This window comes from Streptomyces sp. RKND-216, assembly GCF_004795255.1.
Taxonomy (GTDB): Bacteria; Actinomycetota; Actinomycetes; order Streptomycetales; family Streptomycetaceae; genus Streptomyces; species Streptomyces hazeniae.
In genome coordinates this window covers 1861416-1873978 of record NZ_SSBQ01000002.1, presented here as the reverse complement: position 1 = coordinate 1873978, position 12563 = coordinate 1861416, and the positions used below count along the sequence as shown (strand labels likewise).

Sequence of the window (12563 nt, the reverse complement as noted above, 5' to 3'; positions counted from 1 at the left end):
GCACCCCGGCGTGCGGACACGCCGTTGGTACGACCTCTGACGGAGAACGGCCCGGCGGACGTCGTCCCGCCGCGAAGTCGCCGGGGACGACCTCGCGCGGACGGTCCGCGACGGGAATTCAGCGTGCCACGCGAAAACCGGTGTTGCCGCTGGAGCTGTCCGGCGTGTTCCCCATCCGCGCGGACGTGCGGTAGCGCAGGCAGTACGACTCGTGGCACAGGTGCGAGCCGCCGCGCAGCACCCGGGCCTGCCCGACGGGCGGCCCGGCCGGGTCCGTGCGCGGGCCCCGTTTGTGGAAGCCTGGGCTGAACCAGTCGGCGCACCACTCCCACACGTTGCCCGTCATGTTCCACAGCCCGAACGCGTTCGCCTCGAACGCGTCGACCGGGCAGGTGGCGGCGTAACCGTCCGCTGCGGTGTTCCGGTCGGGGAAGGTGCCGCGCCAGATGTTCATGCGCGGCTCCCCGCCCGGGTCGCGCTCGGCGCCCCACGGGAACGGCTGCTGCTCCAGGCCGCCGCGCGCCGCGTACTCCCACTCGGCCTCGGTGGGAAGGCGTACGCCCGCCCACGCGCAATACGCGACGGCGTCGGCGTGGCTGACGTGCACCACGGGATGGTCGCGGCGGGCGGCGGTGTCCGTGCCGGGGCCCTCGGGGTGGTTCCAGTCCGCGCCGAACACCTGCCGCCACCAGGGTGTGGCCGCGGCGCCGCGGGTGGGCGCGGTGTCCCGCGGCAGGAATCCGGCGAAGACGAACGACCAGCCGAACCGTTCGGCGTCCGTGGTGTGGCCGGTGGCCTCCGCGAAGGCGGCGAACTCGGCGACGGTGACGGCGGTGGCGGCCAGGGAGAACGGGGAGACGGCGACCTCGCGGACCGGGCCCTCGCCGTCGGCGGAGTAGGGCCCGTCGGCGGAGCCCATGAGGAAGGGACCGCCGTCGAGGGAACGCCACCCGCCGTGCGGCTCCGGCACGCCGCGGGACCCGGCGCCCGGCGCACCGTGCGACGGCGCCGCGGCGTGGGGTGCTTCGGCGGGGGGCGCACCCTCACGGACGGGCGCGCAGCATGCGCGGAATGCGGGGTCGCTCACACTGTGTGCCTCTCCGTCCACGCCGGTCTCCGTCCACGCCGGTCTTCGCACATGTTCCCGGCGGAGGGCGTCCACGCCAAATCCTCCGCGCGGCCAAGCTGAGGGATGCCCTGCCCAGGGCGAGCCCTCCTCGTACGTCCCCCGGCTCATCCGGGGGCGTCGCCGTACCGCCGCTGGAGCGCCGAGAGCTCCGCCTCCAGTGCGCGCCGCACCTCCGTGTACCCGGCGTCGGCGTACACGTTGCACAGCTCGTCCGGGTCGGCCTCCAGGTCGAACAGCTCCCACGCCGGCTCCCGCGGAACGTCCCGCGCTCCGGAGGCGCCGGAGCCGTGCCCCGGGTAGTGGATCAGCTTGTGCGTGGCCGTCCGCACGCCGTAGCTGGCGGGGACCCCGTGGTCCCGGTCCATGTGCATCCAGTACCGGTAGTACACCGACGACCGCCAGTCGGCCGGGGTGTGCCCCTCCAGCAGCGGGCGGATGCTGCGCCCCTGCATCCGCGGGTGCGCGTCCACGCCAGCCAGGTCCAGCAGAGTCGGCGCGAAGTCGATGTTGGCCACGAGGTCGTCGTTCACCGTTCCCGGCGCGACCACTCCGGGCCACCGCACCACCAGCGGAATCCGCAGGGACGGGTCGTACATGAAGCGCTTGTCGAACCAGCCGTGCTCCCCGAGGAAGAATCCGTGGTCGGAGGTGTACGCGACGGCCGTCCCGTCCTCCAGCCCCGCGACGTCGAGGTAGTGCAGCACCCGGCCCACGTTCTCGTCCAGGGCGGCGACGACCCGCAGGTAGTCCTTGATGTAGCGCTGGTAGCGCCACTCCCGTTCCTCCCGCTCCGAAAGCCCCTCCGGTACAGGGGTCTTGAGGTCGAAGTCCTGGAGGTCGGACATCCGCATCCGCGCCTCGGCGGCCTCGGGGACACGCCCGCCCCCGTAGTCGTCGTGCAGGGTGGCCGGTACCGGCATGTCCCGGTCCTCGTACAGCCGCAGGTGCCGCTCCGCGGGCTCGAACGCGCGGTGCGGCGCCTTGTGCTGCACGAGCAGGGCGAACGGCCGGTCCCTGTCGCGCCGGTCCAGCCACCGCAGCGCCAGGTCGGTGATGATGTCCGTCACGTACCCCTGGTACGTGTGTGAGCCGTCCGCCGTGAGGAACGTCGGGTCGTGGTAGACGCCGTGTTCGGGGAGGATCTCCCAGTGGTCGAAGCCGCGCGGGTCGCTGTCACCGCCGTGCCCGAGATGCCACTTGCCGATGAGGGCCGTCTGGTAGCCGGCGGCCTGAAGCATCTCGGGGAACGACGGCTGCGTCGCGTCGAAGACGTGGTCCGGCGCCTGCAGCGAGGTCATGCCGTTGACGTGGCCGTAGGTGCCGGTGAGCAGCGTCGCGCGCGCGGGAGTGCAGATTGCGTTGGTGCAGAAGGTGTTGTCGAAGCGCATGCCCTCCGCCGCCAGCCGGTCGACCGCCGGGGTACGGCACAACGCGCTGCCGTACGCGCCGATGGCCGGCACCGCGTGGTCGTCGGTCATGAACAGCAGCAGGTTCGGCGGCTGGGTGGTGGAGGGCACGCGTACTCCGTTCCGTGCGGGGCGAGAGGCGGGGTGGGTGGTGCCCCGGCGGGCCTACGCTATGCCGAAGTCCTCCCGTCGCAGCAGGGGCCGCACGCGCCGGGCGAAGCCGCCCCGCCGGAACGGGCGCTGCAGCGTGCCGGGCCGCAGCACCTGCGCCAGCGCGGCGGCGATCATGCCCTGGTCGAGGGCGAGCATCGCGCCGCTTACCGTGCCGTCGCGCACGTCGACGGAGTCGCGGAAGCCGAGCCCGTCGTGGTACGCGCCGAAGTCCCGTTCGATGCGCAGCAGGTTGGAGACGGCGTGCCCGCGTGCGAACGGCATGGCGAGGAAGGAGGCGTGCGGCGTGACGACGCCCTTGGAGGTGTAGCCCTCCGTCTGCATGCCGACAGCGTCGACCCCGTATTCGCTGTACCCGCCGGCCGGGACGTTGGCGGGGGAGAAGCCCCAGTAGCCGTATTCCTCCTCGCGCAGCCCGTGCTCGATCTGACTCCACACGTGCCGCCGGTGGTTGACGCCCCACGAGCGCGGCGACCACTCGCCCTCGGGCACGAACAGCGGCACCATCAGCGCCTCGAACATCGACCCGCCCCAGGACGGCACGATCTTCTTCCCGCGGTAGGTGTAGTGGCCGCGCCACACGCGGAAGCCGTCGACCTCCGCCCACTCGCCGGCCGGCTCCTGCTCCTGGCCCATGCCGGGCAGCAGGGTGCGGAAGACGTGCCAGTAGTGCTCGCCGGGCACCGTGCCGTCGGCGATGCCGAGGTAACTGGCCATGCGGGGCTCGGTGTTGAGCGCGCCGTACCAGTGGCCGGTGTAGGTGTCGTCGTCGGTCCAGTAGCCGCCCTTGAGCTGGCCCGGGTGCTGCACCGGGTCGTCGGCGTCGAAGGGCGTGTAGTAGAACGACCAGTCCGCGTCGGCCAGCAGAGCCCGGACGCGCGGCCGCAGGGCCGGGTCGGCGTCGGCGGCGATGCGCAGCCCGGTGACCAGCCAGGCGTTGTCCACCGACGACAGGAACGGGCGGACCGGGTCGCCGGTCTCCGGCCACTCGGTGAGCACCTCGCCGGTGTGCGCGTCGTACCAGTTGAGCCAGAAGCCGTGGGCGCGTTCCAGCCGCTCCACGGCGGCGACCGTGCGCCTCAGGCGGCGGCGCATCGCGTCCCCGTCGACGACGCCGAGGCGGGCGGCGGCGACCGTGGCCCACAGGCCGCAGCCGATGTTGGTGGGCGAGGTGTTGGGGCTCTGCACCGGCGCGTCGCCGCTCACGTCGATCTTGTCGGTGGTGAGACCGAAGTCGGTGTACATGGCGTCCAGGGACCGGTAGGTGTCCCGGAACCAGCGGCGCAGCAGCGCCTCGGTGTCCCGGCGGCGCGGTGCCCCTGCGGGGACGGCGGGGGCGCTGCTCGCTGCGACGGGGGCGGCCAGCGCGAGCGCCGCCGTGGCGCCCGCTCCGGCGCCGAGGAAGGTACGTCGTTCCACGGTGTGCGACTCCTTCGGTGTGCGGGGTGAGGGGGAGGGGAGACCGGGGCCCGGTGTCAGGGCCGGGCCCCGGACGTCATGCGGGGTGCCTCATGCCGGGCTCAGGCCCGGGTCAGGCGCAGTGCCCGGATGCCGGGCATCGGCAGGCCGACGGTCACCTCGACCGTGCCGTCGCCGTCGGCCGACACGGCGGGCAGCGACTCCTCGGGCAGCCGGTCGGCCTCCCGCAGCCGCGTCCACTGCCGCTCGTCGGGCCAGTCGGCGCCGGTCTCGTTCAGCTCGTCCCACACGGCCTTGAGGTTGCCGTGCTGCTGGTCCACCGCCCGTACGCCCACCGCGTACGAGGCGCCCGGCGCGAGTCCCGTGACGCGCACCGTCGCCGTGCGGTCCAGTGCGCGGGCGCCGTCGATCTTCGACTGGTCCAGGGTGCCGTTCCACACCAGGACGTCGACCGTGGAGGTGTCGTCGGCGCGGGTGGCGAGGGCCTCGGTCAACGCTCCGGCGCCGTCGCCCGCGACGTCCACCGGCATCCGGCCGCCGGCGAGCCGGTTCAGCAGGTCGAGGGCCCAGAAGCGCGGCTTGCGCAGGTTGCCGACCGTCAGCAGGCCGAAGCCGCCGTGGAAGAGCCTCGGTGGGCGGCCCAGCTCCTCGAAGTGGTCGGTGGCCACCCAGTAGGCCAGGCAGTCGGTGGAGGCCAGCGCGCTCTTCATGCCGCGCAGCACGAAGGGTGCGGCGAAGACGGAGTCGCTGACCCGGTGGAAGTGGGTGGGGGTGACGCCCCATTCGGTCCACAGGATCTCCGGTTCCGGCTTGCCGGTGGCCTCGGCGAACGACCGGGTCTGCGGGCGGAAGTCGAGCGGGGCGTTGCCGTAGGTGTGAGTGGAGACGAAGTCGATCGGCACGTCGTGCTCGCGGCAGTACTCCAGCAGTGGGCCGACCCAGCCGGCCGCCGCCGAGGAGGGGCCGCCGACGGGGATGCGCGGGTCGACGGCCTTGATGGCGCGCACGGCCTTCTCGTACAGCAGGTGGTACTGCTCCTGCGTGCCGTTCCAGAACACCTCCAGGTTGGCCTCGTTCCAGACCTCGAACTCCCAGGTCGCCACCTCGTCGGCGCCGTACCGTTCGCGCAGGTGCCGGGTGAGGTCGCCGCAGAGCGCAGCCCAGCGCTCCCAGTTGCGCGGGACGGAGGCGATGCCCCGGTACTCGAAAACGGTGTAGTCCGGTTCCGCTGCCAGCTCGGCGGGCATGAAGGAGAGTTCGACGACCGGCTTGAGGCCGGTGGCCAGGAAGCGGTCGTACACCTCGTCCAGACCGGAGAAGTCGAACGAGCCGTCCTCGCGCACCTGGACGCACTCCGGCAGGAACGTGCCGTGCGCGCGGACCGTGCGGACGCCCAGTTCGTCGCGGACGATGCCGAGCGCCTGGGCGTACTCGGCGGCGACGTCGGAGCCGCCGGGGCCGGGGCCTTCCGGCCAGGTGAGCATCGACAGGTGCTCGGCGCCGATCATCCGGTTCCACACCCTGGGCAGCGGCTCGGTGGGGGTGGCGGCGTTGGCGGTGACGGTCACCCGCGCGGGGGCGGTGCCGGGCGCGACGGGGCAGCCGGACACGGGGTTCTCGGTCATCGGGCCGGGGCCGGCGTCGGTCCAGGAGGCGACCTTGTACCAGTGGCCGCGGCCTGCTTCGGCCAGGGTGTCCGCGTACGGCGGGTGCGGCACGGCCAGCACGTCGCCGCCCAGGTGGTCGAGCGGTTCGTACGGGCCGTCGACCGAGGCCGAGCGGTACACCAGGTAGCCGAGCGCGCCCGGCACCGGCTGCCAGTCCAGCAGCACGTGTCCGGTGCCGTCCTGGGAGCGCAGCCCGGTGGGGGCGGGCAGGTCGGCGGTGCCGGTCAGCGGCCGGTCGCTCGGGAGGCCGATGCGCTGCTCCCAGTCGAGGCGGGCGTTCTTCTCGGTCATGTGGGGCAACCTCCATGGATGCGCTTACATCGCGGCCGTGCTCAGGCCCCACGATGCGCGAGGGGCGTATGTCCTGGGAAGGAACGGGACGCGGGTCGGGACGAGAGGGGACGGGACGAGACGGGACGTCAGGGGACGAGAGGGGACGGGACGAGACGGGACGTCAGGGGACGAGAGGGGACGGGACGGTGGGACGGACGTGTGCGGGTGACCGCCGCCGGACGGCTACTTGAGCCCGGCGGTGGCGATGCCCTGGGTGAAGTACCGCTGGAGCACGACGAAGACCAGCAGCACCGGCAGCACCACCAGGAACGCGCCGGCCATCAGCACGCCGTTGGAGCCGTCCGCCTTCGTCGGGTCGATGGCGAAGGTGGCCAGGGCCACCGGCAGGGTGTACCGGTCGGGGTCGTTGGTCGCGACCAGTGGCCAGAGGAAGTTGTTCCAGGAGCCGAGGAAGGTGAAGATCGTCAGCGTCGCCAGCGCGGGCTTGACCAGCGGCATCGCGATGCGCCAGAAGATGTACCACTCGCTCGCGCCGTCGATCCGCGCGGCCTCCAGCAGTTCGTCTGGCACCGACAGCATGAACTGCCGCATCAGGAAGACCCCGAAGGCGCCGGCTGCGAACGGCAGGATCAGTGCCGCGTAGCTGTCGATCAGGCCCATCCTGCTCATCATCACGAACATCGGCATCAGCATGAGCGTGCTGGGCACCATCAGCGCGCCCAGTACGACCGCGAACACCGGGCCCCGGCCGAGGAAGTTCAGCTTGGCCAGCGCGTAGCCGAGCATCGAGCAGAAGACCAGGTTGCAGACCGTCACCGCCACTGCCACCAGGGTGGAGTTGAAGAAGTGCAGCCCCATGTCGAGCAGGTCGAGCAGTTCTCGGAAGTGCTCGAGCGTCCACTGCGTGGGAATCCAGACGGTGGGGCTGGCGCCCAGTTCGCGATCGGTCTTGAAGGCGGACAGCACCATCCAGACGAACGGCGCCAGCATGGCGACCACCCCGGCCGTCAGCCCGGCGTAGACGAGTCCTCTGCGCAGGCGGGCGGCGTTGCGGCGTCGACGGGCGGCCTGGTGTCCGGCGGATGCGCCGGGTGCGGTGGTGGTCATCGCGTCCTGTCCCTCAGCAGACGGAGCTGGAGCAGCGTGATCGCGAGGATCACGGTGAACAGCACGTACGCCATGGAGCTGGCATAGCCCATGTGGAAGAAGTCGAAGCCCTCCTGGTACATGTGCAGCGACACGGTGAGCGTGCTGTCGCCCGGGCCGCCGTCGGTCATCACGAACGGCTCCTCGAAGACGTTGAGGAAGGCGATCGAGGTCATGACCGACACGTAGAGCATGGTCGGGCGCAGCAGCGGCACGGTGATGCGGCGGAACTCCTGCCAGATGCCGGCGCCGTCGATGCGTGCCGCCTCCCGCACCTCGGTGGGGATGGCCTGGAGGCCCGCGAGGAAGAGGACCATCGCGGTCCCGAGGTTGCGCCACACCGCCATCACGATCAGCGAGGGCATGGCGAGGATCTCGGAGCCGAGGAAGTTCGGCCCGTCCAGTCCGACTTCGGCGGCCAGGCCGGCGATCAGGCCGTCGGCCGGGTCGAGTACGAAGCGCCACACCACCGCGACGGCGACGATGCTGGTCACCACCGGCGCGTAGAAGCCGACACGGAAGAACGTGCGCATCCGTTCGACCCCGGAGTTGAGCAGGACGGCCGCGGCAAGCCCGGTCCCCACGGTGAGCGGCACCCCGAGGACGACGAAGTAGGCGGTGTTGAACAGTGCCGTGGTGAACTTCTCGTCCTCGAAGAGCCGGGTGTAGTTCTCCAGGCCGATGAACTCCGCACCGAACGGGTCGGTGACGTCCCGCAGCCCGAAGCTGGTGAAGCTCATCGCGAGGGTCGCGAGGATCGGGAACGCCATGAACGTCCCGAAGACCGCCAGGAACGGCGTGGAGAAGAGCCACCCGGCGAGATTCTGCATGCTGAGCCTGTCGCGCCGGGGGCGCCGCGGCCCCCGCCCCGCCCCCGGCGCGGTCGGCTGCTTCGCCGTGCGTCGGGGGGTGGGGCCGGTGGTGCCGGGCGGCCCGGAGGCGGTGGTCGTGGACATCGGCCTCAGCCCGCCAGGCCCTCGGTGGCCTGCTGGAGCCAGGCGGCGGCCTTCTTCGGGTCCTCGCCCTGCTGGGTGACGCGGGAGACGGCCTCGTCGACCTTCGCGGCGAACTCCTCCCACTTCTCCATCGGCGGGATGGGCTCGGAGTTCTCCAGCTGGGTGCGGAAGACGTCGAGGCCCTTGGTGCCGGAGACCTCCGGCTCGTCCCAGGCGGCCTGGTTCGCGGGCAGCGAGTTGGACCTCTCGTACCAGTCGGCCTGTTCCTTCGTGCTGGTCAGGTAGGCGGTGAACTTCTCGGCGGCGGCCTTGTGCCCGCTGTCGGCGAAGGTCACCAGGCTGGAGCCGCCGACCCAGGACTTGCCGCCCTCGGGGCCGGCCGGCAGCGGCACGGCTGCCCAGTCGCCCTTGATCTGCGGCTGTTGTTCGTTCAGCAGGTTCACGATCCACGGTCCGGAGACGAACATCGGCGTGCGGTCGTTGCCGAAGGTCTTCACCGGGTCGAAGCCCGGCGGCACGCTCTTGGCGGAGAGGCCCTTCTCGGCGTAGGCGCCGTACTCGGTGAGCGCCTCGACAGTCTCGGGGGAGTTCAGGGCGGGCTTGTCGTCCTCGCCGAGCAGCGAGCCGCCGGCGGAGAACAGGAACGGTACGAACGTCTGCCACGTGCCGGTGTTGGACGGCTGGAGGTAGGCGCCCCACTGGGTGCCGGCCTTTTCCTTGTAGCCGGAGGCCAGGGAGCTCATGTCCTCCCACGTCTCGGGCGCCTCGTCGATCCCGGCCTTCTCCGCCAGGTCGGTGCGGTAGTACAGCACGCGGGTGTCCACGTACCAGGGGACGCCGTAGGTCTCGCCGTCCTTGACGTTCCCCTCCCAGGCCGCGGGGAAGAAGTCGGACTTCTGGAAGGTCTGGGTGTCCACGGGCTCCAGCGCGTCCAGCGCGATGAACTCGCCCATCATGGTGCTGCCCATCTGCGCCATGTCCGGCAGTTCGCCCGCCGCGACGGCGGAGATCAGTTTCTGGTGCACCACGTCCCAGCCGATCGGGGTGACCTCGACGGTGATGTTCGGGTTCTCCTTCTCGAACTCCTTGCCGAGCTTCTGCAGGTGCTTGCCCTCCTCGCCCATGCCCCAGACGGTGAGGGTCTGCTTCTCGTCCGCGGCCTTCTGCTCGCCGTCGCCGCCGCTGCCGCCGCAGGCGGTCAGCAGCAGCGCGCTCGCGGCGGTGACGGCCGCCAGGGTGGTGCGTGGACGGGACGCCGTGGGAAGACGGGGGATGAGCTTCATCGGCTCCTCCTGAGGACTTGGAGCGGGAGCTGGCGGGGGACCCGGCGTTGTGGGGACGCTGGTGGGAGTATGGGGGGTGGAGCGCTTGTAAGCGCATACATAACTCGTCCGGGCGGTCGGGTCGCAAGGTCCCCGTGTATTACGAATAGGTAACGGAATCCGAGCTTCCGTCGTCGCAGCCGCAGCTTCTCCGCCGGATCACCGACACCGGGAGCACCACGGACACCGGCTCCGCCTTGCGATCCTCCAGGCGCGCCACCAGCAGTTCCACGGCCTTCTCGCCCAGCCGCCGCATCGGCTGCCGCACCGTCGTCAGCGCCGGGGTCACCAGCCGGCCGAGCGGAATCCCGTCGAAACCCACCACGGCCAGGTCCTCCGGCACGCGCACCCCGCGTCGTCGCAGCGCGGCCAGGGCGCCCACGGCCATCTGGTCGTTGGCGAAGACGATGCCCTCCGGCCGCTCACCGGCGCTCCCCGCGGCGAGCAGCTCGCCGACGGCCCGGTGTCCCTCCGCCTGCGTCAGCTCCGCCCGGACGTCCGGCCGCTCGGACACCGGCAAACCGGCCTCCCGGTGCGCCGCCTGGAAGCCGCGGAAGCGCGCTTCGCCGTCGGGCGAGTCCGGGGTGCTGCCGACGAACGCCAGCCGCCGCAGCCCGTGGTCGGCGATCAGGTGCCGGGTCAGCGCCAGCTCCCCGTCGCGGTTCGCCACCTCGATGTGGTCGAGGTGGTCCAGTGAGGCGTCCTCGCGCGGCCCGGCGAGCATCACGACCGGCAGCCGCCGGGCGATCACCTCCAGCTCCTCGACCGGCACCGTCTGGGACAGCACGGCGAACCCGTCGACGCGGCCGGCGACCTCCGCGACCAGGTTCTCGGGGCCCTCGGCGAGCGAGGCGGCGATCAGCAGGGCGTAGCCCCGGCGCCGTGCGGCCCGTTCCATACCGCGGATGATCTCGTCGGAGTACAGCATCAGCTCCGACCCGTCGGGAGCGCCGTCGGACTCCCCGTCCGGGTCCTCGGCATCGGGATCGGCGTAGTCCGGAAAGCACAGTCCCAGCACGCGCGTCGTGCGGCTGGCGAGGCCGCGGGCGCTGCCGCTGGGGACGTAGCCGAGGGTGCGGGCGGCGGCCATCACCTTGGCGCGGGTGCCGGCCCGCACGGACTCCGGGTTGCGGTAGACGCGGGAGACGGTGGCGATCGAGACGCCAGCCTGCTCGGCGACGTCGTACACGGTGGGAGCACTCACTGGAACGACGCTCCCCTGCTTGCTCTGACGAAAGAGCGCTCAGGCTACGTCGCTCCCTTCGCGCCGGGCAAGGCGCGCCGGCTTCGTCCGGACGGGCTGCCCTCCGGCTGCCGGGCGGGCTCCCCTCCGGCCCGCCCGGCAGCGGCTCCGGTTAGGGGGCGACCCCGGAGAGCTTCACCGGGCGGTAGGGCTTGTACTCGCTGCCCGCGCCGAGGCCGTAGTCGAGTACGCGGTGGTCCGTGCCGTGCCCGCCACGCTGCTCGTAGGCGGAGTAGGCGCTGTGCGAGGCGTCCGTCCACTTCTCGAAGATCACCACGTGGCGTGTGGTGTTCGAGCCGTCGGCGTCGATGAGCAGGTCCCCGGGTTTCAGGTTCTTGAGCTTGATGGGGGTGGTGAGCTCCCGGCTGCCGGCGAGTCCGACCGTGTTGGGGCCGGGTTTCGACAGGCCCAGTGTCATCGAGACGTATCCGGAGCAGTCCTGGCGGTATCCGTCGGACCACGTCCGGGTCTGGCTGTAGGGCACCGGGGAACCGTTGTCGGCCGTCAGCCAGGAGTCTGCGCGGTTGAGCATCTGGCCGGGGGTGAGACCGGCCGCCTCCTGCTGCGACGCGGGGGCGCGCTCGGCCGTGTAAGGCGCCGGGGCGGCGGACGCCGGGGCGACCACGCTCAGGGCAGTGAGACAGCCTGCGGCTCCGGTCGCCACCGCGATGCCGGAGCGGCGGCTCGCGCGGGAAAGCAAGGACATGAGGGTGCTTCCTTCCTGTGGGGGGAAGTTGCGCACCGGCCCCGGACGTGGGGGTGGGGCCGGACCGACGGACCCCGCAGGCCCGGCGGTCGCCTCATCGTGACGCAGATCACCGCCGCGGCGGGCGGTGGGGCGTGACCTTCCACGCTTCGGTCACCAAGGCGTCGCATCGGCGCCGGGGTTCCTCCACGGACCCCGCCCGCCTGGTCCTGTCCGGCGGACCCGAGAGCCCGCCGGACAGCACGCCCTAACGGCGGCGGATCTTGTTACCGAGCCAGACCAGCGGGTCGTACTTGCGGTCCGCGGCCCGCTCCTTGAGCGGGATCAGGGCGTTGTCGGTGATCTTGATGCCCTCCGGGCACACCTCCGTGCAGCACTTGGTGATGTTGCAGTAGCCGAGGCCGTGCTCGTCCTGCGCGGTGGTCTTGCGGTCCAGGCCGTTCTCCTCGGCGGCGTCCAGCGGGTGCATGTCGAGCTCGGCGATCCGCATGAGGAAGCGGGGGCCCGCGAAGGACTCCTTGTTCTCCTCGTGGTCACGCACCACGTGGCAGGTGTCCTGGCACAGGAAGCACTCGATGCACTTGCGGAACTCCTGCGACCGCGCGACGTCCTCCTGCTGCATCCGGTACTCGCCCGGCGCCACACCCTTCGGCGGCACGAAGGACGGCACCTCGCGGGCCTTGGTGTAGTTGAAGGACACGTCCGTGACCAGGTCGCGGATGACCGGGAAGGTGCGCATCGGCGTGACCGTGATGGTGTCGGCCGGGCTGAAGACCGACATCCGCGTCATGCACAGCAGCCGCGGCCTGCCGTTGATCTCCGCGCTGCACGAACCGCACTTGCCCGCCTTGCAGTTCCAGCGCACGGCGAGGTCGGGCGCCTGGGTGGCCTGCAGCCGGTGGATGATGTCGAGGACGACCTCGCCCTCGTGCACCTCGACGGTGAAATCCTCCAGACCGCCGCCCTCGGTGTCGCCGCGCCACACCCGGAAGTGCGCCTGGTAGCTGCTGCTTGCGGACGTGCCGCCGGTGGACGGGGCGCGGCCGTCACGCGGCTCGCCGCCCGCGGCGTCCTTGAGGCCCCCGCCGCCCGGCGCCTGGGTGG

General features: G+C 71.7%; 9 protein-coding genes and 1 pseudogene. All 10 read right to left on the bottom strand.

Going from position 1 to position 12563, the window contains the following annotated elements:
* Window positions 1-118: 118 nt before the first annotated feature.
* Entirely contained in the window at window positions 119-970 is an 852-nt protein-coding gene (locus tag E4198_RS08040; RefSeq protein WP_281727968.1) for a formylglycine-generating enzyme family protein, read from the bottom strand.
* 263 nt (window positions 971-1233) lie between these two features.
* The gene (locus tag E4198_RS08035; RefSeq protein ID WP_247597588.1) at window positions 1234-2646 is read right to left on the bottom strand and encodes a sulfatase; all 1413 of its coding nucleotides are present in this window, start codon (window positions 2644-2646) and stop codon (window positions 1234-1236) included.
* A 54-nt stretch (window positions 2647-2700) separates the two neighbouring features.
* Window positions 2701-4125, bottom strand: a complete 1425-nt coding sequence (locus tag E4198_RS08030; protein ID WP_136182564.1) for a glucoamylase family protein — start codon at window positions 4123-4125, stop codon at window positions 2701-2703.
* Between the two features lie 101 nt (window positions 4126-4226).
* Window positions 4227-6083 (bottom strand): glycoside hydrolase, encoded by a 1857-nt coding sequence (locus E4198_RS08025; protein WP_136182563.1) that lies wholly within the window; start codon window positions 6081-6083, stop codon window positions 4227-4229.
* Window positions 6084-6308: 225 nt separating this feature from the next.
* Window positions 6309-7193, bottom strand: a complete 885-nt coding sequence (locus tag E4198_RS08020; RefSeq protein ID WP_051308497.1) for a carbohydrate ABC transporter permease — start codon at window positions 7191-7193, stop codon at window positions 6309-6311.
* A complete protein-coding gene (locus E4198_RS08015) occupies window positions 7190-8062 on the bottom strand; it encodes a sugar ABC transporter permease (RefSeq protein ID WP_247597881.1) in 873 nt (290 codons plus the stop codon). The genes E4198_RS08020 and E4198_RS08015 overlap by 4 nt, the downstream gene beginning before the upstream one ends.
* A 131-nt stretch (window positions 8063-8193) precedes the next feature.
* Window positions 8194-9471 carry a sugar ABC transporter substrate-binding protein gene (locus E4198_RS08010; protein WP_136182561.1) on the bottom strand — a complete coding sequence of 426 codons (1278 nt, stop codon included), beginning with the start codon at window positions 9469-9471 and terminating at the stop codon, window positions 8194-8196.
* A gap of 139 nt (window positions 9472-9610) precedes the next feature.
* Entirely contained in the window at window positions 9611-10714 is a 1104-nt protein-coding gene (locus E4198_RS08005; protein ID WP_136182560.1) for a LacI family DNA-binding transcriptional regulator, read from the bottom strand.
* Between the two features lie 151 nt (window positions 10715-10865).
* The gene (locus E4198_RS08000) at window positions 10866-11459 is read right to left on the bottom strand and encodes a hypothetical protein (RefSeq protein ID WP_136182559.1); all 594 of its coding nucleotides are present in this window, start codon (window positions 11457-11459) and stop codon (window positions 10866-10868) included.
* A 247-nt stretch (window positions 11460-11706) separates the two neighbouring features.
* Window positions 11707-12468 (bottom strand): annotated as a pseudogene (locus E4198_RS07995) (succinate dehydrogenase/fumarate reductase iron-sulfur subunit); the annotation flags it as partial.
* Between the last annotated feature and the right edge of the window lie 95 nt (window positions 12469-12563).

Coding starts and splice junctions, on each gene's coding strand:
- E4198_RS08025 (WP_136182563.1), bottom strand. CDS start 6,083: ATGACCGAGAAGAACGCCCGCCTCGACTGGGAGCAGCGCATCGGCCTC.
- E4198_RS08020 (WP_051308497.1), bottom strand. CDS start 7,193: ATGACCACCACCGCACCCGGCGCATCCGCCGGACACCAGGCCGCCCGT.
- E4198_RS08015 (WP_247597881.1), bottom strand. CDS start 8,062: ATGCAGAATCTCGCCGGGTGGCTCTTCTCCACGCCGTTCCTGGCGGTC.
- E4198_RS08010 (WP_136182561.1), bottom strand. CDS start 9,471: ATGAAGCTCATCCCCCGTCTTCCCACGGCGTCCCGTCCACGCACCACC.
- E4198_RS08000 (WP_136182559.1), bottom strand. CDS start 11,459: ATGTCCTTGCTTTCCCGCGCGAGCCGCCGCTCCGGCATCGCGGTGGCG.